Source organism: Chroococcidiopsis thermalis PCC 7203 (assembly GCF_000317125.1).
GTDB classification, from domain to species: Bacteria; Cyanobacteriota; Cyanobacteriia; order Cyanobacteriales; family Chroococcidiopsidaceae; genus Chroococcidiopsis; species Chroococcidiopsis thermalis.
Genome location: NC_019695.1, coordinates 40,206 through 65,219, shown reverse-complemented (window position 1 = coordinate 65,219; position 25,014 = coordinate 40,206). Strand labels below are relative to the sequence as shown.

General features: G+C 45.9%; 23 protein-coding genes. 20 read left to right on the top strand and 3 right to left on the bottom strand.

All coding sequences use genetic code 11. The features are described from left to right. Positions 1-23 precede the first annotated feature (23 nt). On the top strand, positions 24-596 hold the full coding sequence (locus CHRO_RS00255; protein ID WP_015152162.1) for a siphovirus Gp157 family protein: 573 nt from the start codon (positions 24-26) through the stop codon (positions 594-596). Positions 597-763: 167 nt separating this feature from the next. Here the strand turns inward: CHRO_RS00255 and CHRO_RS00250 are convergent, their stop codons facing one another. Then, positions 764-907, bottom strand: coding sequence for a hypothetical protein (locus CHRO_RS00250; RefSeq protein ID WP_015152161.1), 144 nt, complete (start codon positions 905-907; stop codon positions 764-766). A 463-nt stretch (positions 908-1,370) separates the two neighbouring features. Here CHRO_RS00250 and CHRO_RS00245 point away from each other — a divergent pair, with 463 nt between their 5' ends. The 4 genes from CHRO_RS00245 to radC all read left to right on the top strand — a co-directional run bounded on the left by CHRO_RS00245 (position 1,371) and on the right by radC (position 6,070). Beyond that, on the top strand, positions 1,371-1,829 hold the full coding sequence (locus CHRO_RS00245; RefSeq protein ID WP_015152160.1) for a hypothetical protein: 459 nt from the start codon (positions 1,371-1,373) through the stop codon (positions 1,827-1,829). 33 nt (positions 1,830-1,862) lie between these two features. Next, complete coding sequence (locus CHRO_RS00240) at positions 1,863-3,914, top strand: peptidoglycan D,D-transpeptidase FtsI family protein (protein WP_015152159.1); 2,052 nt, start codon at positions 1,863-1,865, stop codon at positions 3,912-3,914. 149 nt (positions 3,915-4,063) lie between these two features. Beyond that, positions 4,064-5,008 carry a phosphoribulokinase gene (locus CHRO_RS00235; RefSeq protein WP_015152158.1) on the top strand — a complete coding sequence of 315 codons (945 nt, stop codon included), beginning with the start codon at positions 4,064-4,066 and terminating at the stop codon, positions 5,006-5,008. A gap of 330 nt (positions 5,009-5,338) precedes the next feature. Further along, positions 5,339-6,070 carry a RadC family protein gene (gene radC / locus CHRO_RS00230; protein WP_015152157.1) on the top strand — a complete coding sequence of 244 codons (732 nt, stop codon included), beginning with the start codon at positions 5,339-5,341 and terminating at the stop codon, positions 6,068-6,070. Positions 6,071-6,190: 120 nt separating this feature from the next. Here radC and CHRO_RS31445 read toward each other — a convergent pair whose 3' ends face one another. Further along, complete coding sequence (locus CHRO_RS31445) at positions 6,191-6,343, bottom strand: hypothetical protein (protein ID WP_015152156.1); 153 nt, start codon at positions 6,341-6,343, stop codon at positions 6,191-6,193. A gap of 181 nt (positions 6,344-6,524) precedes the next feature. Between CHRO_RS31445 and CHRO_RS31440 the strand changes: the two genes are divergently transcribed. From CHRO_RS31440 to CHRO_RS00170, 13 genes are all read left to right on the top strand, one after another. Further along, on the top strand, positions 6,525-6,764 hold the full coding sequence (locus CHRO_RS31440; RefSeq protein WP_181824250.1) for a hypothetical protein: 240 nt from the start codon (positions 6,525-6,527) through the stop codon (positions 6,762-6,764). An 87-nt stretch (positions 6,765-6,851) separates the two neighbouring features. After that, complete coding sequence (locus CHRO_RS00225) at positions 6,852-8,300, top strand: nicotinate phosphoribosyltransferase (protein WP_015152155.1); 1,449 nt, start codon at positions 6,852-6,854, stop codon at positions 8,298-8,300. Continuing rightward, entirely contained in the window at positions 8,300-8,893 is a 594-nt protein-coding gene (locus CHRO_RS00220; RefSeq protein ID WP_015152154.1) for a nicotinate-nucleotide adenylyltransferase, read from the top strand. The genes CHRO_RS00225 and CHRO_RS00220 overlap by 1 nt, the downstream gene beginning before the upstream one ends. Then, the gene (locus CHRO_RS00215) at positions 8,854-9,600 is read left to right on the top strand and encodes an NUDIX hydrolase (RefSeq protein ID WP_015152153.1); all 747 of its coding nucleotides are present in this window, start codon (positions 8,854-8,856) and stop codon (positions 9,598-9,600) included. The genes CHRO_RS00220 and CHRO_RS00215 overlap by 40 nt, the downstream gene beginning before the upstream one ends. Before the next feature lie 82 nt (positions 9,601-9,682). Continuing rightward, the gene (locus tag CHRO_RS00210; RefSeq protein WP_015152152.1) at positions 9,683-9,976 is read left to right on the top strand and encodes an isochorismate lyase; all 294 of its coding nucleotides are present in this window, start codon (positions 9,683-9,685) and stop codon (positions 9,974-9,976) included. Between the two features lie 2 nt (positions 9,977-9,978). Further along, entirely contained in the window at positions 9,979-11,070 is a 1,092-nt protein-coding gene (locus CHRO_RS00205; protein WP_015152151.1) for an alpha-hydroxy acid oxidase, read from the top strand. Positions 11,071-11,111: 41 nt separating this feature from the next. Then, positions 11,112-13,013, top strand: a complete 1,902-nt coding sequence (locus tag CHRO_RS00200) for an NAD+ synthase (protein WP_015152150.1) — start codon at positions 11,112-11,114, stop codon at positions 13,011-13,013. Between the two features lie 42 nt (positions 13,014-13,055). Then, positions 13,056-13,634: a Uma2 family endonuclease gene (locus CHRO_RS00195; protein WP_015152149.1), complete on the top strand. Its 579-nt coding sequence runs from the start codon at positions 13,056-13,058 to the stop codon at positions 13,632-13,634. A 10-nt stretch (positions 13,635-13,644) separates the two neighbouring features. Further along, positions 13,645-14,172 (top strand): protein-tyrosine phosphatase family protein, encoded by a 528-nt coding sequence (locus CHRO_RS00190; RefSeq protein ID WP_015152148.1) that lies wholly within the window; start codon positions 13,645-13,647, stop codon positions 14,170-14,172. A gap of 358 nt (positions 14,173-14,530) precedes the next feature. Beyond that, positions 14,531-17,167 (top strand): cyanophycin synthetase, encoded by a 2,637-nt coding sequence (gene cphA, locus CHRO_RS00185; RefSeq protein WP_015152147.1) that lies wholly within the window; start codon positions 14,531-14,533, stop codon positions 17,165-17,167. Positions 17,168-17,458: 291 nt separating this feature from the next. After that, on the top strand, positions 17,459-18,097 hold the full coding sequence (locus tag CHRO_RS34085; protein ID WP_015152146.1) for a FeoA family protein: 639 nt from the start codon (positions 17,459-17,461) through the stop codon (positions 18,095-18,097). Positions 18,098-18,099: 2 nt separating this feature from the next. After that, complete coding sequence (feoB, locus tag CHRO_RS00175) at positions 18,100-20,463, top strand: Fe(2+) transporter permease subunit FeoB (RefSeq protein WP_015152145.1); 2,364 nt, start codon at positions 18,100-18,102, stop codon at positions 20,461-20,463. A 2-nt stretch (positions 20,464-20,465) separates the two neighbouring features. Further along, positions 20,466-20,693: a FeoC-like transcriptional regulator gene (locus CHRO_RS00170; protein WP_015152144.1), complete on the top strand. Its 228-nt coding sequence runs from the start codon at positions 20,466-20,468 to the stop codon at positions 20,691-20,693. Positions 20,694-20,770: 77 nt separating this feature from the next. Here CHRO_RS00170 and alaS read toward each other — a convergent pair whose 3' ends face one another. Beyond that, positions 20,771-23,419, bottom strand: coding sequence for an alanine--tRNA ligase (alaS, locus tag CHRO_RS00165; RefSeq protein ID WP_015152143.1), 2,649 nt, complete (start codon positions 23,417-23,419; stop codon positions 20,771-20,773). Positions 23,420-23,738: 319 nt separating this feature from the next. Here alaS and CHRO_RS00160 point away from each other — a divergent pair, with 319 nt between their 5' ends. Further along, entirely contained in the window at positions 23,739-23,948 is a 210-nt protein-coding gene (locus CHRO_RS00160) for a heavy-metal-associated domain-containing protein (RefSeq protein WP_015152142.1), read from the top strand. Positions 23,949-24,115: 167 nt separating this feature from the next. Beyond that, entirely contained in the window at positions 24,116-24,901 is a 786-nt protein-coding gene (locus CHRO_RS00155) for an SDR family oxidoreductase (RefSeq protein ID WP_015152141.1), read from the top strand. Positions 24,902-25,014 lie beyond the last annotated feature (113 nt).

Below are 25,014 nucleotides of genomic sequence, written 5' to 3'. Positions count from 1 at the left end.
AATTGAATTAGGACACTTGAAAGGTGACTCCATCTCATTCAGCCGAAAAAAATTCATCTGAAAATAACTTGCCCCAATCTAGATCGCGATCGCTCTTTAGTATTGGTGAAGATTTAGAGCGATTAAATGAAATCCTAGATGAAGCTGGAGACGACACCCAACAACAAGAACTCCTCAACGAATGGTTACAACAGCTAGGAACAGAACGCGATCGCAAGTTGGATGGATACGCGGCTTTGATCTCGGAAATGCAAGCGCGTGCTGAGGCGAGAAAAGCAGAAGCGCAACGTCTGATGGAGCTAGCTAGAGCGGACGAAAGGCGATCGCAACTCTTAAAAGAGCGATTGAAATGGTTTTTTGAGTCGCAGCAACTCAAGACGATTGAAACTACTCGTTATCGGCTGTCTTTATCCAAAAATGGCGGTAAAGCCCCCTTAATCCTTAAACCAGATCTCTCACCGCAGCAACTCCCCGAACGGTTCACAACCACTTCAATCGAACCAAACACAAGTGCCATTCGCGCTGCCTTAGAAGCAGGAGAGAGTTTAGATTTTGCTTCCCTGGGCGATCGCGGTACGAGTATAAGAATTAAGTGACTAGTGGCTAGTGGCTAGTGGCTAGATAAAGAATCTAAGCCACTCACCAACTACCAAAAAATTCCCCCACAACAGCAGCTTTCACAGGGAGATAAGGCTGAGAATTGTTGCTGTGCAGGAGATCTTGAAAATTAATAGAGAGCGAGCTTTTGACTCGATCGCTGCAATTAGGGGGTAGCAGCAGGAGAAGGGGATTCAGCCGGAGAGGGGCTAGTACCAGTACCGCCACCACCACCAGCATCACCACAGGCTCCTAAAAAGCCGCCCAATAAGCTGAAAACTAAAGCTAAACCGATGAATTTTTTGTTCATAACTCCTCTTTCACCAAATGCGGTAAAAATGAACGAGCCGCTCTTGATCACGATACCGCATTTGTTGACTTTTTTTACACTACCGGAACTATAGCGGCTTAAGTTGACGGCTGATATACAGCTTGGACTGAGGGTTTTGACGATTGGTTGAATTTATTTACTTGCAGCACAGAGCTTCATATATAAAGCTTATACTTCAAGCATGGATGCCATACCCTCAAAATTAAAGTTTTATTTAAGTCGTTCCTGATGTCAAATATCTTCCCTCTCTGGACGTAACTTTGAGTGTGAGAAATTAATACAGTACTTTTATGACAGGAGACAGGAGACAGGAGACAGAATGTTCTCTGGCGACTTCTTCAGTGAATAAATTTCTTTAACAAAGTTGACGAGAGTATCTGTTAGAGAAAGTTGCCATTAGAATTGGGGTGTTCATCTGCCCAAAGTATGATGGCTAAGTATTATGGCTAAGGCTCCTAAAACTCGTGTTTCCAGTCGCCAGCGGCAAAAACCAGTGCCTGCTAATGCTAAGAGCGTCAGATCTTTGAGTAGTTCGCGCTCGGCTCCTGTATGGCTGACTAGTTTACGCCACTTACAAAATCGCTGTGCGGCTGTGACTGCTCTATTAGTGACTGCATTACTGGTAGCTTATGGCTGGTCGGCGTACTCCCAAAGCTCGTGGCAAGAAGCGCGCAGCCAACTAGAAGACTTAAAAAAACAAGAACGGCAATTGATGCAAAAAAATGAAGTGCTAAAAAATGATTTAGCAACGCAAGCACAGCAACCAGAAACGGGACTCGTGTATCCTAGCCCTGCTGAGGCGATCGCCCTAGAGCCAGCCAGCCAGACTAACAGAGCGCCAAAGCCAATTTCACCCGCAACTCAACCTCCTCGTTTGACTTCTTTGCCACTCGGTTATTAGACAGTTATCAGTTATCAGCGAACAGGGTGTGGGGTGTGGAGTGTAGGGTGTAGAGTTTATGTTATTCGCTCCCTCAGCTCTCTTATCCCGACTCCCTACGGGCGGGTTTCCAAACTCGCCCCTACCGACTCCCGACTCGTGCGCTCCCTGCTCCCTCACCACGCATTACTGAAAATGTCTATCTTTCCCTCTTCTGATGCCCGTCGTCAGCGTCGTACTGCTAAAAACCGCGATCGCAGCCAAGCAAACCGCCCTCAGCATCGCCAACGGCTGAAGCAACCTCGGACGGTAGAAAAGCCAGTTTCAAATCAGCAACAAAAGAGCAACCGCTTGCCCTTATTGCGGCTGCTACTTGTATGGAGTGTTCTGATGGGAACTTGCGTAGCAATGGGAATAAAATTGTATCGGCTGCAAGTCATACACGCACCAAAATTGTTTGCACAAGCACGCAAACAGCAGTTGACAAGTATGCCTGGGTTTGTCATCCGTCGCCCAGTTGTAGATTGCAATCAAAATGTACTGGCGATGGATCGGTTGGTCTATCACTTATATGCTCGTCCCGGTCAATTTAATGTATCCAAAGAAAAAATTGCCGACCGGCTAGCACCCCTACTCCAGAGTTCTCCTGCTCAGCTTGTCAAGCGGTTCAATCAACCTAGTAATTCAATTCGCTTGACTTCAGTTGTCCCTGAAGAAATGTTCCAGCAGATCGATAGCTTGACGATTGATGGTAAGAAAGTTAGAGGTCTTGAGCTAGTTCCACAATTTTCGCGCTTCTATCCGCAACACACTCTAGCAGCAGACATAGTGGGGTATGTGAATACGGATCGTGAAGGCAAGGCAGGGGTAGAAGCGAGTCACAATCAGCAACTAGAAAGCTTGGTCAAACCAATTTCATCGTTGTCCAGGGACGGAAATAATGAAATTATGAGTTATTCCGTTCCCGATAACTTTGCCGAGGTTGACGATACACGCTTGGAATTGACTGTAGATCTGCGCTTGCAGCGTGCAGCTCAAGCAGCTCTCAGTAAGCAGTTAAAGGCAGTGCAGGCGAAGCGGGGTAGCGTTATTGTCATGGATGCGCGAGACGGCAGCATTTTGGCAATGGTGGACGAACCATCTTACGATCCAAATGAATTTTACAAATTTGATTTTGAGTTATTTCGGAATTGGGCAATCTCAGATTTATACGAACCAGGATCGACATTTAAGCCATTGAATGTGGCGATCGCGCTGGAGCTAAAAGCAATTCATCCTAATGAAATCTTTCCCGATCCAGACACGATAAAAATAGGCGGAAGGATCATTAAAAATGCCGATCCAGAACCTTACAAAGAGCTTTCTGTCGCTGGCATCTTACAACATTCTAGTAATGTTGGAATGGTACAGATTGCACAACGAATTTCTCCAGCTACCTACTATGATTGGTTGAAAAAATTAGGGATAGGGCAATCTCTCGCTACAGATTTAGCTGCTGTCGCTCCTAGTCAAATCAAAAGTAAAAAGCAGTTTGTAACTTACCCAATTGAGCCAGCTACCGCTTCATTCGGTCAAGGTTTTGCTCTCACGCCGATTAAGCTCGTCCAGTTGCACGCTGCTTTAGCCAATGGTGGTAAACTCGTCACTCCTCATGTCGTTAGAGGGCGCTTCGATGCCAATGGTCATCCTCAATGGCAACCGACCTTACCAACACCGCAGCAAGTGTTTTCTCCTTCAGTTGCGAAAACAGTACTAGAAATGATGGAGACTGTGGTTACACAAGGATCGGGGAAAAGTGTTCGGATTCCCGGTTATCGAATTGCGGGTAAAACGGGTACGGCTCAAAAAGCCAGTGCCAGAGGTGGCTACGATAGTACAGCCAAAATTACTAGTTTTGTGAGTATTTTACCCGTAGATGCTCCGCGCTACGTTATTTTAGCAGTCATAGACGAACCGACCAAAGTACCTAAAGGTCAACTAATTCGCGGTTCCACCACAGCCGTTCCCGTAGTGAAATCTGTCATAGATGCCTTAATCTCTACGGAACGAATTCCACCAAATCAACCCACTCAAAGAATTCAAAATTCGGACGGAATTCGGAATTAATATAGATTGCTTCCTACTCCCTGCTCGTGCGCTCCCTGCTCTCTACTCCCTACTCCCTAATGACTGTTGAGTTGCTCTGCATTCTTGCCTAGAATAAAGCCAATCCAAGAATTACCTTGGCTAGCCTTTTTAGCTTCGTAGGAGTCACCATGAGCAATCGTCCAATCGTGCTAGGTATTGTTGGTGATAGTGCCGCTGGCAAAACAACTTTAACTAAAGGAATTGCTCAGGTACTAGGTGAAGAAAATGTCACGGTAATTTGTACCGATGATTACCATCGCTACGATCGCGTCCAACGTAAAGAGCTAGGAATTACGGCATTACATCCCGACTGCAACTATCTGGATATTATGCAACAACATCTGTCTCTCTTGCGAACGGGACAGCCAATTCTCAAACCAGTCTACAGTCACAACACAGGTACGTTTGAGCCACCACAGTATATTAAGCCGGATAAATTTGTGATCGTCGAAGGCTTGCTCGGTTATTCTACCCGGGGTGCGAGAGATAGCTATGATGTCAAAGTTTACCTTGCGCCACCCGAATCGCTGCGGGCAACTTGGAAAGTTAAGCGCGACACCATGAAGCGCGGTTATACTCCAGAACAAGTCATGGGAGAATTACAAAAGCGCGAACCCGATTCTGAAGCTTTTATCCGTCCCCAGCGCCAGTGGTCTGATATTGTAGTCAGTTTTTATCCACCGCGCGAAGATGCAGAAGAGAGCAACAGTCAACAGAATTTGAACGTCAGACTAGTTCTGCGTCCGACCATTCCCCATCCAGGTTTTACCGAAATCATTCAGTCTAATCGAGCTAACTATACCTCACCAATTCGCCTAGAACTCGATCGCGATATGGGTAAGCCAGTCGATGTCCTCGAAATTGACGGTCATGCCACCAAGGAAGACGTAATTCACTTAGAACGAATGTTGTGTAGCGAAATTCCTTCCTTAATCCCATTTTGCAGTACGGATAGCAATCCCGATCTGGGTAAGTTAGTGGGAACAACCGGAGAAATACTGCAAAGTTATCCACTCGCCTTAACTCAACTTCTAATTTCCTATCACATGCTCAAAGCCGCTCGGATTGTTTAGTGGTAATTGGTAGTTGGTAGTTGGTAGTTGGTAATTGGTTGACGGTTAACTGATAACTAGACCTCCTGCATGAATCAAAAAATCATGGATGTCATTCTGTTGGCGAAGCCTTCCCGAAGGGTACGCAACGCAGTGTAGTGAAGAATCTCCCAGATGTTTCGCTTCGCGTGTGGATGACAATTCAAGTATTCACGCAGGAGATCTACTGATTTCAATCGTGATTCTTTTAACTAATTGGGGATAAATAAAAAGTATAGCAATTGGTAGTTGACAAAAAGCTACCAATATGAAAATTTATCCTTTGCGATCGCTCGGGCGATCGTTTTCTTTATGACCTATTGTCTCAGAATTGCCGATTTACCAACTACAGAACGCCCCCGTGAGAGGCTAATAACTCATGGAGCGCAAATTTTAGCCACAGCCGAGTTAATTGCTATTTTGCTCGGTACGGGGCAAGGAGCAGGAAAACTTTCCGCGGTTGGATTAGGGCAATATATCTTACAAGAATTGAGTAAAAATCAACGCGAACCTTTAGCAGTGTTACGAGAAGTCAGCATTCAAGAACTGATGCAAATTGATGGTATTGGTCCTGCTAAAGCAACAACCATTTTGGCAGCAGTTGAGTTGGGTAAGCGGGTGTTTCAGTCTCGTCCTTTAGACCGTCAACCAATAGAAAGTCCCGCAGTAGCGGCGGCGGTGTTGAGTCAAGATTTAATGTGGCAACCGCAGGAGCGTTTTGCCGTCTTACTTTTAGATGTAAAAAATCGTCTGATTGGGACGAAGGTGATAACAATTGGTACGGCAACAGAAACTCTTGCTTCTCCCCGCGAAATTTTTCGCGAGGTAATTCGTCAAGGAGCAACGCGAGTCATTGTGGCTCACAATCACCCTTCAGGCAATGTCGAACCGAGTTCGCAAGATATTGAATTGACTCGCCAGTTATTAGCGGGAGCGCAATTATTAGGTATTCCCATACTCGATCATCTAATTTTAGGTAATGGCAACCATCAAAGCTTGCGAGAGCTAACCGATCTATGGCAGGAGTATCCACAAGGAGATTGAGCGCCAGGAAGAGGAGCGGTCGTGCGGGTCAAGTATACAAATAGGGACGCACCTCAGTACGCCCCTACTATTGTCTTTCAATACTACTGTCTTTCAATTGGTTGTCTTCTAATCGGCTGTCTACCAATCAGCGTGACGACGATGTTTATAGGGTTCTCCTGTAAAAGGCTGCGTACCAATAGCTGGATATGCATCATCGCTAGGACCAAAAATCCGTGTCATGGCTTCAATAATATATTGAGCAGCGCTGTCTAGCATTTTGGAAATATTCATATAGTTCATCTCCAGAAGTGAGGATGAATGAGATAGCTGTATGAATTCTTATTTTATGTTTGTTATCGGCTAATTATGAGCGTTACTCAATCTATTGCAATCGATCGCAATACTTATTTGTTGATGTTTGTAATTCGTTATACAGCCGACTCAAATAGTTTATTATGACTGTCATTAGTCATTGGCTAGATATTGTAACAAGTCTTTTGCGATCGTGCGATCGCCATCGATCGCTAACTTATCAGTATTCTTGTTTTATATGAATAAAACTCTCTACAATTACTTTTTCTACAGTTGGATTTCTTCTGAAATCACCATTAAGAAAGGTATATATTTAGTCAGTTGTCAGTTAACCGTCAACCAGCTACCAACTACCAACTACCAATTACCAATTACCAATTACCAATTACGTAACGACTGACAACTAAATAACTGCCCAAAAAGACTTGACATATTTTTGGTAGAAATTACTATAATTAGAACAACGCTGCCATGAGAGAACGATGAGATGACGAGTTCACGCTGGAACGTTGCGGAAAACACCATACTCCAAGAACGAGAAGATCGAGCCTTGACGCTGACAGAGGTTGATTACAGCCTGCTGACCGATCTTTATCAGCTAACAATGGCAGCTTGCTATGTTGGTGAAGGGTTGGAACAATCTCAGGCAAGTTTTGAATTGACAGTGCGTCGCTTACCCCAAGGATTTGGTTACTTAATCGCGATGGGTTTGGCGCAAGCATTGGAATATCTGGAAAAACTGAGGTTTAGCCCCGAACAGATTGCAGCTTTGCAGGCTACGGGACTGTTTCAGCACGCACCCAAACAATTTTGGTCGTTGCTGGCTGAGGCTGAGTTTACGGGTGATGTATGGGCTGTACCAGAGGGAACGGCAATATTTCCTCACGAACCGTTGTTACGAGTCGAAGCCCCTTTGTGGCAAGCGCAGTTAGTAGAAACATACCTCCTCAATACTATTAATTACCAAACCTTGGTAGCTACACGCGCTGCTCGAATGCGGGATGTTGCGGGTGCGGAGGCAACGCTATTAGAATTTGGGACGCGCCGGGCATTTAGTCCTCAAGCCTCTCTGTGGGCAGCCCGCGCAGCTTTAGCAGCAGGACTAGATGCTACATCGAACGTACTAGCAGCGGTACGACTGGGGCAAAAACCCAGCGGGACGATGGCACATTCGTTAGTGATGGCACTTGCAGCTACAGCAGGTAGCGAAGCTGAGGCATTTACAGCTTTCCATCGCTATTTTCCGGGCGCACCGCTATTGATTGATACTTACGATACGATCGCCGCCGCTCAATCCTTAGCAGAATCAATTCAGTCAGGCAAAATGCAACTGGCTGGGGTGAGAATCGATTCGGGGGATTTGCTAACTCTATCGCAACAGGTGCGATCGCTCCTCCCTGGTGTACCAATCTTCGCCAGTGGTGACGTAGACGAGTGGGAGATTGCCAGACTGAAAGCAAGTGGTGCTTGCATTGACGGTTATGGATTGGGAACGCGATTGGTTACGGGTGCGCCTGTGAATGGTGTCTACAAGCTGGTGGAAATTGACGGCATTCCAGTCATGAAAGAATCAAGCGGCAAAATGACTTATCCTGGACGCAAGCAGATTTTTCGCCATGTAGAGACGTTACATGGAACGTCTCTACATGGAACGTCTGTACAATGCGATCGCCTGGGATTAATAACGGAAAATCCGCGATCGGGCGAACAACCTTTACTGCAAATGGTGATGCAGGGAGGGAAAATCATACAGCCACCAGAAGCGATCGCTCAGATTCGCCAACGAACGGCGGCGACAGTCGAAAGCCTACCTACCCAGTGCAGGCAACTCGATAATCCTACAACAGTAGAGGTGCAAATTTCTGCTGCTTTACAGGAGTTGACAGAGACAACAAAACACCAACCGCGCAGGATTGTAGCTAGCGAAGGAAGATAATGAGGATTGCTTTATTTGGTACGAGTGCCGATCCACCGACAGCAGGACATCAAGCAATTTTGTGTTGGCTGGCAGAACGTTACGATCGCGTAGCGGTTTGGGCAGCAGATAACCCGTTTAAGTCGCAGCAAACACCGTTACAACATCGCGCTCAAATGTTGCAACTGTTAATTGCCGAGATCGATCCTCAACGGCAGAATATTGGGTTTTATCAGGAGTTGAGCAGCCATCGAACGCTGGAAACAGTGGAAAAGGCGCAACAATGGGGACAGGTAGAACTAACATTAGTTATTGGTGCGGATTTAATCGAACAATTACCACGCTGGTATCGAATTAAAGATTTATTACAGCAGGTACAATTACTAGTCATACCGCGCCCAGGATATGGGATAGAGGAATCGGATTTGGCACGCTTACGCGAGTTAGGGGCAAAGATTGCGATCGCCGATTTGACTGGTTTAGATGTCTCTTCTACAGCGTATCGCGATCGCTGCGATCCAGAAGCCGTTACCCCAAAAGTCAAGGCATACATTCACCAACAGCATTTGTACAAATGCCAGGACGCACCCAAAGAAAAGTTATCGATCCGATAAGTTCGCAACCTTTAGCTGATTTTAAAGTTGGAGTTGATAGCGTTATTTTCTCCGTTGATACTTCTCAAAATCGGCTTTTAGTACTATTAGTTATGCGCCATCAGGAACCTTTTGTAAATTACTGGGGTTTACCTGGTACATTGGTGCGTCAAGGAGAGTCATTAGAAAATGCTGCTTATCGAATTTTGGCAGAAAAAATTAGAGCCAAAAATCTCTATTTAGAACAGTTATATACGTTTGGTGGACCTCACCGCGATCCGCGCGAGGAAGCTAATAGTTTTGGAATTCGATATCTTTCCGTGAGTTATTTTGCCTTAGTCAGATTTGAGGATGCAGAACTCATTGCCGATGGAGTGAGTGGGATTGCTTGGTATCCCGTTAAGGAAGTGCCACAATTAGCTTTCGATCACAATGAGATTTTGGCATACGGACATCGGCGTTTGCGAAATAAGTTGGAATATAGTCCAGTCGCATTTGAAGTGTTGCCGGAAATGTTTACTTTAAGCGATTTATATCAGCTTTATACCACAGTTTTAGGCGAGAACTTTTCTGATTATTCTAATTTTCGAGCCAAGTTATTAAAATTAGGTTTTTTATGCGACACGGGAATTAAAGTGTCGCGAGGCGCAGGTCGTCCGGCTAGTTTATACAGATTTGACGCGACAGCATTTGCGCCTTTTAAAGATAAACCTTTGGTGTTTATTTAAATGGGTAATGGGTAATGGGTAATGGGTGAGTGGCTAGCGACTAGCCACTAGCCACTAGTCACTGATAACTGATAGCTGATTTATGAAAGTACCGGAAGAGTGTTTAAATATTCATGAGATTCGACAAGAAATTGATGCGATCGATCGCCAAGTTATAGAATTGCTGGGTCAGCGATTTACTTATGTGAAAGCAGCGGCTCAATTTAAAAAAGATGCTGATGGTGTAAAGGCTATAGATCGGTTTAATGCCATGTTACAACAGCGACGAATTTGGGCGGAAGAAGCCGAGCTAAATCCTGATGCAATTGAAAAGATCTATCGAGATTTAGTCGGCTATTTTATCGAAGAAGAATTGAAGCATTGGGAATCGAAGTAATTATGATTCCATCCACCCCAATCAATCTATTTGAATACGAAACGCTGGCACAAAATCGCTTATCTCAAATGGCTTGGGATTACTACGCTAGCGGCGCTTGGGATGAGGTGACGTTAAATGATAATCGTGCTGCTTTCAATCGCTACCGATTGCATCCACGCATGTTGGTGGATGTGAGTCAACGAGATTTGAGTACGACAATTTTAGGGCAATCTTTGAGTGCGCCAGTCCTGATTGCACCAATGGCTTTTCAGTGTCTCGCCGATCCCGCAGGAGAAGTTGCTACAGCAAAGGCGACAGCTCATTCAGGTATTGGGATGGTGTTGAGTACGCTGTCTACTAAGAGTATGTCAGAAGTCGCGATCGCCAATCCTCAGACTTGGTTTCAGTTATATATTCATCGCGATCGCAATTTAACTCGTGCGTTGGTGGAGTACGCCTATAAGTGTGGTGCAAAGGCGCTTTGCGTCACCGTAGATGCGCCATTTCTAGGGAGACGAGAGAGGGATACGCGCAATCAATTCGTCCTCCCTCAAGGCATGGAATTAGCCAATTTATGTAATTTACAAGCCAAAGACTTAGATATCCCCCACCGTCAAGGCGAGTCGGGTTTGTTTGCCTATTTTGCCGAACAACTCGATCCTGGCGTAACTTGGACAGATTTAGCATGGTTGCGATCGCTCGTACCGTTACCACTTGTTGTCAAAGGAATTTTACGTCCAGATGATGCAATACGTGCCGTAGAAGTTGGCGCTGAGGCAATTATTATCTCAAATCATGGTGGCAGACAACTCGATGGAGCGATCGCAACTATTGACGTTGTATCTCAAATTGTCGCTGCTGTAGGCGATCGTACTGAAGTCTTAATGGATGGTGGGATTAGACGTGGTACTGACATTTTAAAGGCGCTAGCATTGGGAGCAAAAGCTGTTCTAATCGGTCGTCCCGTATTGTGGGGTTTAGCCGTAGCAGGTGAGACAGGAGTACAGCACGTCATTGAAATTTTACGCGACGAACTCAGTTTAGCAATGGCATTAAGCGGCTGCGCCAAATTGCAAGATATAGACTCCTCACTGGTAAGTCGTAAGTCGTAAGTTGGAATGAACTGATAATTGATAACTGATAACTGATTATTATGAAAATTGCGATCGCTCAACTTAATCCTACAATTGGCGACTTAAATGGAAATGCTCAGCAAATTTTAGCAGCAGCACAACAAGCTGAAAAACAGAGCGTGCGGTTGTTGCTGACACCAGAATTATCTTTATGCGGCTACCCACCACGGGACTTACTACTAGACCCCAGTTTTGTCTCTCAAATGGGAGCAACTTTGCAACGACTAGCTGAAGAATTACCATCTCAAATGGCAGTTTTGGTAGGTTGCGTTCAACCCAACGAGCGATCGCTTGCTTTTGGTGGTAAGCCATTATTTAACAGTATTGCTCTACTACAGAAAGGCAAAATTCAACAAATCTTTCACAAGCGCCTCCTACCCACCTACGACGTATTCGACGAATACCGTTATTTTGAACCTGGATTGGAGGCTAATTCTCTGGTTTTGGAAGGTGAGAGGCAAGAGGCAAGAGGTAAGGGGAATGAAAAAGACAATGCCCCAATTACCAATTACCAATTACCAATTACCAATTACCGATCGCAACTCGACTCCCCCATAAAAATTGGAGTCACCATCTGCGAAGACTTATGGAATGACGAAGAATTCTGGGGTAGGCGCAGCTATGCGATTAATCCAATTGAAGAGTTAATTCAACAGGGAGTCGATCTGGTTGTGAATTTATCTGCGTCTCCCTATAGCGCCAACAAGCAGCAGGTACGAGAAGCAATGTTGCAACATGGCTCTATGCGTCACCAAATTCCGGTATTGTATACCAACCAAGTTGGAGCGAATGACGACCTGATTTTTGATGGTTGTAGCGTTGGCTTTAATCGTGCGGGAGAAATGGTTTGCCGCGCGCGGGCGTTTGAGACAGATTTATTAATTGTAGAATACGACGAGCAAGCAGGAGATTTACAACCAAGTAAAATTGCTCCAACGCCTGCAAATCTAGATGAGGAAATTTGGCAGGCACTTGTTTTAGGCGTGCGAGACTACACGCGCAAGTGTGGCTTTTCTAAAGTCGTACTCGGTTTGAGCGGGGGAATTGATTCATCACTGGTAGCAGCGATCGCCACCGCAGCGCTAGGTAAAGAGAATGTCCTTGGCGTACTCATGCCTTCTCCCTACAGTTCGGAACACTCAGTCCATGATGCCTTGGAATTAGGCAAAAATTTGGGCATACTAACTCAGACTATCCCGATTGGAGATTTAATGCAAGGCTACGACAAAACTTTAGAACCGTTGTTTGCAGGTACGCCTTTTGGCATTGCTGAGGAAAACATTCAATCGCGGATTCGTGGCAATTTACTCATGGCGGTTGCCAACAAATTTGGCTATCTCCTGCTTTCTACTGGTAATAAGTCAGAAATGGCTGTGGGTTACTGTACCCTTTACGGCGACATGAATGGAGGACTAGCCGCGATCGCAGATGTTCCCAAAACCCGCGTCTATTCTATTTGTCGGTGGCTGAATGAGAGGGGCGAGGAGCGAGGAGTGAGGAGTGAGGGAGTAAATACCAATTTCCGACTCCCGACTCCCGACTCCCGACTCCCCACAATTCCCGAAAATGTCATTAACAAACCCCCCAGCGCAGAGTTGAAACCAGGTCAATTAGACCAAGATTCTCTACCTGACTACGATACTTTGGACGATATTTTACAAAAGTTGATTCAAGAGCATCAATCAGCGGCGCAAATTGTTGCTGCTGGACATGATGCGGCTGTAGTCGATCGCGTCGTGCAACTCGTCGTCAAAGCGGAATTTAAACGTCGTCAAGCGCCTCCTGGCTTAAAAATTACCGATCGCGCTTTTGGTACTGGCTGGCGAATGCCAATCGCGAATAAGTGGGTTTCCCATAGTAGAATGCCATCGTCTGAGGTGGTGTCTCAAGCTGCTGCGAGTCCTTCTGTTCCACCGCGATAAAGTTCCTCTTGTGATTCATGCTCGATATTTGGAGGAAAAAAGATGTTTCAAACTCAACAGCTTCAAGACAATTGCGTGACGCTGTACGATATTTCCTGGGAGAAATTTGAGGCGATCGCAGCATTATTAGAAGAGACAAAAGTACGCTTGACTTACCTGGATGGAACTGTAGAAATAATGACACCTTCGCCGGAGCATGAAGAGTATAAATCAACAGTTGGACTTTTGCTGGAAGCTTACCTGAGATATATTGGCATTCGCTTTTACCGTTGCGGCAGCTATACTCTGGGAAGCCGCGAATTAGGTGTGAGGGGAGAACCTGATGAGTCGTATAATCTAGTTACTAAAAAAGAAATTCCAGATATTGCCATTGAGGTAGTTATTACTAGTGGTGGGATAGACAAATTAGAAAAATATCGTCGCTGGGGAGTGCCGGAAGTCTGGTTTTATCGCAGTAGACAATTATTTATTTACCGTCTACGCTCTGATGGATACGAGCAAATATTTAGCAGCGAGTTTTTACCTGACTTAAATTTAGATCTATTGGTGCGCTGTTTGAATATACCAGACCAGTACGATGCAACAGTAGTATTCACTCAAGCTTTGCAACAGCAAAATTAATCTAGTGGCTATGTACAAATTTGCCCCAGCTTCCAAGCAAGAAACAATTGTATTCGGCTCGGCTCGACCTGGCTATTCAGAAGCACAAGTACGAGGTTGGCTGGAATATATGCAAGGGCAAGATGTCAAACGAGTTTGCTGTCTGCTTCCCCAAAAGCAACTCGCTCCCTACTCAGATTTACTTGGCACTTATGCGCAAGAGTTTGGCACTCAACAAGTCTGTTGGACACCAATTGAAGATTTTACCCTGGCTGAGCCTGAAACACTGACAGGGAAGATTTTACCATTTTTGCTGGAAGCCGACCGACAGGGCGAGAAAGTCGTCGTGCATTGCAGTGGGGGTATTGGGCGCACGGGTCATGTTTTAGCGGCTTGGTTGGTAGGTGGTCGCGGTTTTTCTAACCGAGAAGCAATTAAAGCAGTGAGGCAGATGGGTAGAAATCCATACGAAGTTGCGATCGCATCTGTTTTTCAAGCTAAGAATCCGTTTAGAATGGTTGCAGAGTTAGAATCACTTTTAGATTGTTGTCGTACTTAGTTGGATGGTTTGGCGATCGCAGTTTTTGTAGCTTTTTATAAAGGTAAGTTAGTATCAAGGGTTACTGATTTTTGTGGGAATTAGTACTTTAATTCTCAGGGAAATGATGAGGAATACATTTTGATAGCTGTACCAAGTTACAGCTATAGAGAAGATTTGTGTCGTGCAAAGACACGAAATGGCTTCTCGGAGAGTAGACGCAAAGACGCGAAGAAGAACGCTAAGTAGCTTTGATATTAACTGCAAATTGCTAGGAGTAATGATTGACAATTCTCTTGCAAGTCATGGGAAGATAAACGTGGAGTCAGAAATGATAGTGTAATGACCAGATCGCTAGTTATCAATCGAAAAAACTGCGATGAAAATACTCAAGATTCAGACGTTACAAGGTCCCAATTATTGGAGTATCCAAGACCACAAGCTGATCGTCGTGCGTCTCGATTTGCAAGATTTGAGCGATCGCAAACCGAATAGAATTTCTGGCTTTGTAAAGGGGCTGACTGAGGCGTTACCGAGTTTGGGCGATCGCGAGTGCGATTTGGGAGAAAAGTTTTTAGATCGGTTGCAGGACGGCTGTTTGTGGATGGAGGAAGTCGTCGAACATGTGGCGTTAGAATTGCAAACTTTAGCTGGGATGCCCGTGAGTTTCAGCCGTACTAGAAAGACTGCAACTCGTGGAGTTTATTACGTCATCTTTGAATATCAAGCTCCAGAAGCGGGGCGCTATGCGGCGAGGGCTGCCGTGCGATTGTGCGAAAGTATCGCAGATAAAGGACGCTATCATCCCGACGATTTACGGCAAGATTTGCAAGATTTGCAGAGACTTGGGGCAGAGGCGGCGCTGGGTCCAAGCACGGAAGCAATTGTCAAAGCTGCGGAGGCAAGAGGTATTCCTTGGCTGCGATTGGGGGCGCGGTTTTTAATTCAGTTAGGTTATGGAGCCTACCAGCATCGAATTCAGGCAACGCAAAGCGATCGCACTAGTATTTTAGGTATCGAGCTAGCGGGAGATAAGGAAGGAACGAAACGCATTCTTCAAGATGCAGGGGTTCCCGTTCCGCGTGGCATGACGATTAGCTATTTTGACGAGTTAGAAAATGCGATCGATGCTGTAGGCGGCTTTCCCGTGGCAATTAAGCCCCTCGATGGCAATCATGGCAGAGGTGTGGCGCTGGATATAAATACCTGGAGAGATGCAGAAGCAGCTTACGATGCGGCAAGCGTAGTCTCAAAATCTCGGGCTGTCATTGTCGAGCGTTACTACACGGGACGCGACCACCGCGTATTAGTTATAGATGGGAAAGTTGCTGCTGTTGCCGAACGAGTCCCCGCCCATGTACTGGGGGATGGACGTTCTACGATTAACGAACTAATTGAAATGGTAAATCGCAATCCGCGCCGAGGACAGGGACACGATAACGTGATGACGCGGATCGAATTAGACCGTAGCAGTTTTGAACTTCTGCGCCAGCAAAGGTATAGCCTGGATACGGTGCTGAGAGAAGGAGAAATCTGCTATTTACGGGCAACAGCTAATCTGAGTACGGGTGGAATGGCGATCGATCGCACCGATGAAATTCACTCTGATAACATCTATTTAGCGGTAAGAGTGGCTAAAATCATCGGACTCGATATTGCTGGCATCGATATTGTTACCCCCGATATTTCCCGTCCCTTAGCAGAAGTTGGCGGTGTAGTTGTTGAAGTGAATGCCGCGCCTGGTTTTCGGATGCACACTCACCCCAGCCAAGGTTTATCGCGTCCGGTGGGGGAAGCAGTTCTAAATATGCTGTTTCCTCCTGGTACTCCCAGCCGCATTCCGATTGTGGCAATTACAGGAACTAATGGCAAAACGACGACCACCCGTTTAACTGCCCAGATGTTTCGCCAAACCAAACGCATTGTTGGCTACACGACTACCGATGGGACGTATATAGACGATCGCCTTGTGGAAGCAGGGGATAATACGGGTCCCCACAGTGCGAGGTTGATTCTGCAAGACCCGATGACAGAAGTTGCAATTTTGGAAGCGGCGCGGGGCGGGATTTTGCGTTCTGGTTTGGGCTTTCCGACTTGCGATGTGGGTGTTGTCTTGAATGTCGCCGCCGATCATTTAGGAATTGACGGGATCGATACAGTGGAAGACTTGGCATATGTCAAAAGCGTAGTTGCAGAAACAGTCATGCCTGAAGGTTATGCTGTCCTGAATGCTGACGATCCTTTAGTGGCGGCGATGGCAAAGCGGGTTAAGGCGCAGATCGCTTATTTCTCCATGCAGCCAGATCGCGAAATCGTCCAGTCGCATGTCCAACAAGGGGGACTTGCCGCAGTCTACGAAAACGGTTATTTAACATTTAGAAAACAAGATTGGTCGGAACAGATCGAACAAGCAGTAAACGTACCGCTGACATTAGGCGGAAAAGCTAACTTTGCGATCGCCAATGCTTTAGCTGCCAGTCTAGCCGCCTTCGTGCAAGGTGTAAAAATCGAGGATATTCGCGCTGCCTTGATTGCCTTTAAACCATCGACCAGTCAAACTCCAGGACGAATGAATTTATTCGACTTGGGCAAATATCAAGCTTTAATTGACTACGCTCATAATGGGGCGAGTTATCAAGCAATGGGTGATTTTGTCCGGCATCATACGGGAGAACGGATCGGTGTAGTGGGGGGTCCAGGCGATCGCCGCGATGAAGATTTACTTAACCTGGGTAGACTAGCAGCAGGAATCTTCGATCGCATTATTGTTAAAGAAGATGATGACACCCGCGATCGCCCCCGTGGTGAAGCTGCCGAACTCATTCGTCAAGGCATTGAAGAGGAAAAACCCGATTTTCACTACGAAACCATCCTCGACGAAACTACAGCAATTAACACTGCCTTGGATACTGCAACTGATGGTAGTTTAGTCGTGATTCTACCTGAAAGCGTCAGCCGTGCAATTAAGTTAGTAGAAACTCGCGATCGGCGAACAGTTGTCAATGAGGGGTGGTAATTGGTAATTGGTAAGTCGTAAGTCGGGTATTCGTAAGTCGTAAGTCGTTTTTCTCCCTCAGCAACCTTGCGCCTCCATTCTCCGAGAAGGGCTATTCTTCGAGAAGCCGCTTCGCGTCTACGCCCTACAGCTCAAGAGCAGCTCTCTTGCCTCCCTACTCCTTTTTTAAAGCTCATCTTTTAAGAACAAATAACAATAACTTAATTCTTAATTGTTGATAAAAACTCTCAAATACATCAGTTTTTTAATGATACTTTTCAATCAGAATAGTTTTCATCGGGAGATTGTCTGATGGATGGCGAAGACGATCGGATTAATCCTCGGCATCGAAATTGGCAGCGACCGAACTGGAAGAAGTTTATCTTCTTTTGCAAGTCTAGCGATCGCGGAAAAGCTGATGAGGTCGATTCCATGCCAGATCGGTTAACTCTTTCTCTGGCAATGACAAATATTGGCGATCGCGTCAGCATTGTTGGTTTGAATTGCGGTGAAGCAAACAGCCACCTGATCGGAATGGGATTGATGCCTGGTACTCAGTTAGAAGTTATCAGCCGCACTGGTAGCGGCTCGGCGATTGTGGCACTTCAAGAACAGCGGATCGGAGTGAATGCAGAGATGGCACGTCACATTCAGGTCGCGATCGCCCCTATAAGAGATGGAGATTTCCAGATGAGCCAATCTAGTACATCCTCGCTCAAGCTTCGAGATGCGATCGTTGGCTCGACGCTGCAAGTCGTTGGCTACGAACCCGCAGCCCGCGCTTACAAACGAAAATTATTAGCAATGGGACTCACTCCAGGAACTGAATTCGTCGTCACGCGCCACGCACCGTTGGGTGACCCGACTGAAATTGAAGTGCGAGGCTTTCACCTGAGTCTGCGCAAAGATGAAGCTGATGCCTTGCGAGTTGAGATTGCCGGGAGCATCTGACCATGAGCAAACCAACAATCGGCATAGTCGGCAACCCTAACTGCGGTAAGACAACTTTGTTCAATGCCTTGACTGGAGCCAATCAACGAGTGGGAAATTGGGCTGGGGTCACGGTGGAGCGCAAAGAAGGTAGTTATCGATATCAGCAATTAGAAGTTACTGTCGTAGACTTACCAGGAGTCTACTCGCTGGATGCAGAAGATGCAGCAACGGGACTCGACGAACTTGTAGCGCGAGACTATCTCCTCTGTAACGAGGCAGATTTATTCATAAACATTGTCGATGCCGCTAATTTAGAGCGCAACCTTTACCTGACAACACAAGTGCTTGAGATGGGAGTGCCGCTCGTCGTGGCGCTGAACATGATGGATTTAGCAGAGAAACGAGAAATTCGCATCAATCCTTCGCTGCTATCGGAACGCTTGGGTTGTCCAGTTATTCCTATCTGTGCCAATACTGGTAGGGGAGTGCCACAACTGCGTGACAGTATCAATAATGCCTTGGTGCAGCGATCGCTTCCCAAAACTTATGTCGCTTATCCGGCAGTCATTGAAGCGGCGTTAACTGAATTGATTCCACTGATAGAAGATAATATTCGCGATCGCCAGGTGAAACCGCGTTGGGTAGCTTTAAATTTACTGCAATATGAAGACCGAGTAGCACCAGAGGTCAGCAGTGAAGCATTGCTGCAAGCGATCGTCGAACATCGTCGGCGGATTCACCAAACGCTGGGCGATGACATCGATTTATTAATTGCTGACAGTCGCTATAACTGGATTCATCAACTGATCGGAGGAGTGACACAGCGCACGCGCCAGGTACAGCAAACGCAGTCTGACAAGATCGATCGCGTAGTGCTGAATCGCTGGTTGGGTATCCCGATTTTTCTGGTGGTAATGTACGCGATGTTCCTAATATCCATCAACGTCGGCGGTGCGTTCGTTGACTTTTTCGATCTGGCATTTGGTACTGTATTTGTCGATGGAGTCGCCCATTTCCTAGAGCAAATTCACGCACCTGGCTGGTCGATTGGGCTGCTAGCAGATGGGGTGGGTGGTGGCATCCAAACCACGGCAACGTTCATTCCGCAAATTGGATTATTGTTTATTTGCCTGTCCCTGTTGGAAGACTCTGGCTATATGGCACGGGCAGCTTTTGTCATGGATCGGCTGATGCGATTTGTAGGACTGCCTGGTAAATCGTTTGTGCCGATGATGGTGGGGTTTGGCTGCAATATTCCAGGGATTATGGCAACTCGGACGTTAGAGAAGCGACGCGATCGCCTGATGACGGTTATGATGAACCCCTTTATGTCCTGCGGGGCTAGGCTACCTGTATATGCGCTGTTTACCGCTGCCTTTTTCCCTACCAACGGGCAAAACATCGTGTTTTTACTCTACATTCTGGGAATTTTGGCAGCTGTATTTACCGGAATAGTTTTGAAAAATACGATACTCAAGGGGCAAGCGGCTCCCTTTGTGATGGAACTGCCACCATATCACGTCCCAACTCTACGCGGAGTACTGTTACGGGCATGGGATCGGCTCAAGGCTTTTATTAAACGTGCAGGGAAAGCGATCGTGGCGATGGTGGTGATTCTGGGTTTGCTCAATTCGGTTGGCGTAGACGGTTCTTTCGGCAAGCAAGATAGCCAGGACTCGATTCTCAGTGCCTTCAGCCGCACGGTTACGCCTGTATTTACCCCAATGGGGTTGCAACAAGAAAACTGGGTTGCTACAGTGGGTATTTTTACAGGTGTATTTGCTAAAGAGGTAATGGTGGGGACGCTGGACGCTCTTTATACTGACTTAGCACAGCAAGAAACAGGTCAGGAGGAGCCAGAGGCAGAATATAGTTTTTGGGGTGGGATTGGTGAAGCGTTTGCCAGCATTCCCAAAAACCTAGCAGACCTCTCGAATCAATTACTCGATCCCGTGGGTATAAGCGTTATCGATACCAGTGGCGATCGCAAAGCAGCAGCAGCAGCGCAAGAAGTACACTACAGCACTTACGGACAAATGGCACAGCGATTCGGTAGCACCACAGCGGCGATCGCCTTTCTCCTGTTCGTTCTACTTTACTTCCCTTGTGTGTCTGCTACAGCTGCGGTATATCGAGAAACTAACTTAGGATGGACGATTTTCTCTAGCTGTTGGACGACAGGAATAGCGTATTGGGTTGCCGTGTTCTACTACCAGTTGATGACTCTGCAACAACATCCGATGACAGCGATCGCTTGGCTAATCGGACTACTAGTGTTTATGGTTGCTACGGTAGTCGTGCTGAAACGCTTTAGTTCTCGTCGCCAGCAACTACGAACCGTCACTGTCGCCCAACGCGCAGCGGAACCAGCCATGAGGAGATAATAATGGTCTTACAAGAATTACAGAGCTATTTGCGCCAGCATCATCATGCATCTTTGTCTCAACTAGAACAAGATCTCCACATTGATGTCGATGTATTGCGGGGGATGCTCGATCGCCTCGTTCGCAAGGAAAGGATACGCAAAACGGTAGGCAAAAAATGCGGTAGTTGCCACAGTTGCGCTCCAGAAACAATTGAGTTTTACGAGTGGACTGGCTCCAAGGAGAATTGATCTCAGATTGCGGCTGTATACTTTTCGGTTAAGGTAAAATCCCCCACAGAAGGATGAGCAAAAGCTCACCCTTCAACCTAGCTTAAAGCCGATCGCAGCTCAGAGAGAGCAGTTTCTAAGGCTTCTGGAAGCTTACTAGCATCTCGTCCGCCAGCTTGGGCTAAATTCGGTCTACCACCGCCGCCACCGCCACAAATTTTAGCGATCGCGCCGATAAATTTGCCAGCTTGCAAGCCTTTTTTATTCACTTCTGGACTGAAAGCCGCAACTAAACTTACCTTTCCTTCCTCTGGAACGGAACCTAAAACAACAGCACCATTGCCTAATTTTTGCAACAATCTTTCAGCAGCTGTTTTTAAAGATTCAGGATCGACAGCTTCCATTTGGGCAACGACATATTTGAATTCTCCCACCGATTCAGCTTGAGCTAATAGCGATTCAGATTTTGCTAAAGCAAGTTGTGCTTTGAGGGTATCGAGTTGCTTTTGAGTGTTTTTAAGTTCGGTTTGCAAAGTTGTAATTCGATCCGGTAATTCTTCCGGTTTGACCTTAAAGCGATCGCTTAAATCTTTAACAACTTTATCCCTTACATTCAGATAATCTAACACGGCGGAACCAGCCACCGCTTCAATTCTTCTTACTCCTGAAGCGACACCAGCTTCAGAAATAATCTTAAATACGCCAATCTCGGCTGTATTGCTGACGTGAGTTCCACCACATAATTCCATCGATACGCCAGGGAAATCTAATACGCGCACTTCCTCGCCGTATTTTTCGCCAAACATCGCAACTGCGCCTCTAGCTTTAGCTTCTGCTAGTGGCAAAATGGAAATTTCGGCTGTATGTGCTTCCGCAATCCAAGTATTAATTGTCTCCTCAATTTGTTGTAACTCGTCTGGTGTCACTGGACGCGGACAATTGAAATCAAATCGCAATTTTGTAAAATCTACCAAAGAACCTGCTTGCGAAATTGAATCATCAACAATCTTTTTCAAAGCAGCTTGTAGTAAATGCGTGGCGCTATGATTAGCTTGGGCGCGACGACGACAAGCACGATCGATTTGGGCTGTTACCTTATCTCCTACACGTAAAGTCCCGCGTTCGATTCTGCCGAAATGGACGAAGAAATCGGATTCTTTCTTCACGTCTTCAATGCGTACCAAAATTGCATCGCCAGAAAGATAACCGCGATCGCCTATTTGCCCGCCCGATTCAGCATAAAATGGCGTTTTGTCAAGGACAATTTGTACGTCTTGTCCTGCTTCTGCTTCCTCAACGCATTGTCCAGCCATCAGCAGCACTTTAATTTCAGCCGTAGCCACTGGTTGAGTGTATCCCACAAATTCTGTAGCGTGGATATGCTCGGCAAGTTTATCTAACGAACCTTGTACGGTGAGATCGATGGTTTCGTGTGCTTCTTTTGCCCGTTCGCGCTGTTTTTCCATTTCCACCTCAAAGCTATCTACATCAACAGTGAGGTTATATTCTTCAGCAACTTCTTGGGTTAATTCCAAAGGAAAACCGTAGGTATCGTAGAGAGTAAAAGCACTCTCGCCACTAATTTGAGTTTGCTTCTGCTGTTTAGCTATTTCGATAATTTCATCCAGCAGTTTCTCACCGCGTTCCAAAGTTTTGAGGAACTGAGATTCTTCTCGTTGCAACTCAGCTTTGATTTGTGCTTCTCGCACGCGCACGTTAGGATAAGCAGATTCAGACAAGGCGATCGCGGTTTCTACTACTTCAGGTGTAAAGACGTTACATGTAACGTCTCTACGATAAACCCCGATTAATCTTCCATGTCGGACGACACGCCGAATTAACCGCCGTAAAACGTAACCCCGTCCTGTATTTGAAGCGCGAATTTCATCCGCAATCATGTGCATCACAGCACGGATATGATCGCCAATCACTTTTAAAGAGACTTTGGTTTTCTCATCACAGTTGTTGTAATCAATTCCTGCAATTTCTGCTGCTGTTTTGATAATTGGGAAGATGAGATCGGTTTCATAGTTATTCGGAACTTTCTGGAGGATCTGCGCCATCCGTTCCAGTCCCATTCCCGTATCGATATTTTTCTTAGCCAGGGGTGTGAGATTACCTTCTGCATCGCGGTTGTATTGCATGAATACCAAGTTGTAAAACTCGATAAACCGCGTGTCATCCTCTAAATCGATATTTGCGTCACCGCGTTCTGGGTGAAAATCGTAGTATATTTCCGAGCAAGGACCGCATGGACCTGTAGGACCAGAATACCAGAAGTTATCATCTTCCCCCATGCGCTTGATTCGAGCTTCAGGAACGCCAATTTTATCTCGCCAGATAGCATAAGCTTCGTCATCTGACTCAAAGACGCTAGCAACTAAGCGTTCTGGAGGTAAGCCAAAAACTGTTGTCGATATTTCCCATCCCCAAGCGATCGCTTGTTCTTTAAAATAGTCACCAAAGCTGAAATTTCCTAGCATCTCAAAAAAAGTGTGATGCCTTGCCGTGCGTCCGACATTTTCAATATCATTGGTGCGGATACACTTTTGAGATGACGTAGCGCGTTTAAACTCAGGCGATCGCTGTCCCAGAAAAATTGGTTTAAATGGTAACATCCCCGCGATCGTCAGTAACACGGTAGGATCTTCTGGCACGAGGGATGCACTAGCGAGGATCTGATGTCCTCGCTGGGAATAGAATTCTAAAAACTTTTGCCGAATTTCGTTACCACTAAGATACTGCATGGCGCTGGGGGTGATTGGGAACGCGGTAGTTGGTAGTTGGTAGTTGGTAGTTGGTAGTTGACTTTTCTCAACTCACGACTCCCGACTCCCGACTTACGACTCCCGCTCAATATATTTTTGCATTTCAGCTCTAGTTACAGCTACTTGTCATCAGTTGTCAGTTATCAGTTATCAGTGAGGTGTAGAGACGTTACATGTAACGTCTCTACACCTCACTCCCGACAATTCACAAATCTAGCTGAAGAGTCATGAGCGATCGCGCCTTGAGTCGATAAGATTGAAGCCTGAAGACAAAAAATGACGAATTTTCACTTTTGCTATGGCACTCAAACTAAAAGTACCCGATATTAAGTGTGATGATTGTGCACAAACAATTACCGAAACTATCCATACGATGGAACCCGATGCTAAAGTCGATGTTGATGTCGATGCTAAGACGGTAACGGTAGAATCTGCGGCATCAGAAGAGACAATTAAGCAGTCAATCGTAGCTGCGGGTTTTACAGTTGAAGGATATCAAGCTGGGTAATTGGTAGTTGGTAGTTGGTAGTTGGTGAGTTAGATAAGAGAGAAGTTTTGAATTTTAACTTTCGATTTTTGACTTTGCCATTGCCAACTACCTATTACCACCTCAGCAGTATGACCGATCTCTCGACCGCGTGATAAACAGCTGTCAGAGCAGAGGGAGATATATTTATGCAATTGGCAGGAAAAGTCGCATTAGTGACGGGCGCGGGTTCTGGAATTGGCAAAGCAGCCGCTAAGTTGATGGCAAAGGAAGGAGCAAAAGTTGCACTGTTGGGACGTTCTGAAGATGAATTACAGAAAACTCTAGCTGAAATTGAATCGAGTGGGGGTACGGCAATATCTGTAATTGGTGATATTTCCAAACCCGAACAGATGCAACAAGCGAATCAAAAAGCTGCTGATGAGTGGGGACGGTTAGATATTGTTTTTGCAAATGCGGGAATTAATGGTGTTTGGGCATCTTTGGAGGAATTAACGCCCGAAGAGTGGAATAAGACAATAAATATCAATCTGACAGGAACTTTTTTAACAGTTAAGTACGCCGTACCTTATTTGAAAAAACAACCGGGTTCGTCCATCATTATTACTTCCTCAATTAATGGAACGCGGGTTTTTAGTAATACAGGTGCAACCGCATATTCTTGTACGAAAGCGGCTCAAGTTGCTTTTACTAAAATGGTTGCTTTAGAGTTGGCAGAACACAGAGTTCGGGTAAATGTGATTTGTCCTGGGGCGATCGAGACTAGTATTGATGAGAATACCGAACGACGCAATTTAGAAGAAATTAAGGAACCTGTAGAGTTTCCCGAAGGCAAAGTTCCTTTAACAGATGGTAAGCCAGGAACATCGGAACAAGTTGCACAGCTAGTTTTATTCTTAGCTTCAGATGCTTCTAGTCACATTACAGGTACGGAAATGTGGATTGATGGCGGGGAATCGTTGCTGAAGGGATAATTGATAGCTAGAGCTTAAAATAAGTAGGGTGGGCAATGCCCACCCTACAACTCAAGCCAAATATTAGGGAAACGAGTAGAGAACGATCGCTCTTATTTAAAAGAATATCGTTT

Coding starts and splice junctions, on each gene's coding strand:
- CHRO_RS00250 (WP_015152161.1), bottom strand. CDS start 907: ATGAACAAAAAATTCATCGGTTTAGCTTTAGTTTTCAGCTTATTGGGC.
- CHRO_RS00245 (WP_015152160.1), top strand. CDS start 1,371: ATGGCTAAGGCTCCTAAAACTCGTGTTTCCAGTCGCCAGCGGCAAAAA.
- CHRO_RS00235 (WP_015152158.1), top strand. CDS start 4,064: ATGAGCAATCGTCCAATCGTGCTAGGTATTGTTGGTGATAGTGCCGCT.
- radC (WP_015152157.1), top strand. CDS start 5,339: ATGACCTATTGTCTCAGAATTGCCGATTTACCAACTACAGAACGCCCC.
- CHRO_RS31445 (WP_015152156.1), bottom strand. CDS start 6,343: ATGAATATTTCCAAAATGCTAGACAGCGCTGCTCAATATATTATTGAA.
- CHRO_RS00225 (WP_015152155.1), top strand. CDS start 6,852: ATGACGAGTTCACGCTGGAACGTTGCGGAAAACACCATACTCCAAGAA.
- CHRO_RS00220 (WP_015152154.1), top strand. CDS start 8,300: ATGAGGATTGCTTTATTTGGTACGAGTGCCGATCCACCGACAGCAGGA.
- CHRO_RS00215 (WP_015152153.1), top strand. CDS start 8,854: ATGCCAGGACGCACCCAAAGAAAAGTTATCGATCCGATAAGTTCGCAA.
- CHRO_RS00210 (WP_015152152.1), top strand. CDS start 9,683: ATGAAAGTACCGGAAGAGTGTTTAAATATTCATGAGATTCGACAAGAA.
- CHRO_RS00205 (WP_015152151.1), top strand. CDS start 9,979: ATGATTCCATCCACCCCAATCAATCTATTTGAATACGAAACGCTGGCA.
- CHRO_RS00200 (WP_015152150.1), top strand. CDS start 11,112: ATGAAAATTGCGATCGCTCAACTTAATCCTACAATTGGCGACTTAAAT.
- CHRO_RS00195 (WP_015152149.1), top strand. CDS start 13,056: ATGTTTCAAACTCAACAGCTTCAAGACAATTGCGTGACGCTGTACGAT.
- CHRO_RS00190 (WP_015152148.1), top strand. CDS start 13,645: ATGTACAAATTTGCCCCAGCTTCCAAGCAAGAAACAATTGTATTCGGC.
- cphA (WP_015152147.1), top strand. CDS start 14,531: ATGAAAATACTCAAGATTCAGACGTTACAAGGTCCCAATTATTGGAGT.
- CHRO_RS34085 (WP_015152146.1), top strand. CDS start 17,459: ATGGATGGCGAAGACGATCGGATTAATCCTCGGCATCGAAATTGGCAG.
- feoB (WP_015152145.1), top strand. CDS start 18,100: ATGAGCAAACCAACAATCGGCATAGTCGGCAACCCTAACTGCGGTAAG.
- CHRO_RS00170 (WP_015152144.1), top strand. CDS start 20,466: ATGGTCTTACAAGAATTACAGAGCTATTTGCGCCAGCATCATCATGCA.
- alaS (WP_015152143.1), bottom strand. CDS start 23,419: ATGCAGTATCTTAGTGGTAACGAAATTCGGCAAAAGTTTTTAGAATTC.
- CHRO_RS00160 (WP_015152142.1), top strand. CDS start 23,739: ATGGCACTCAAACTAAAAGTACCCGATATTAAGTGTGATGATTGTGCA.
- CHRO_RS00155 (WP_015152141.1), top strand. CDS start 24,116: ATGCAATTGGCAGGAAAAGTCGCATTAGTGACGGGCGCGGGTTCTGGA.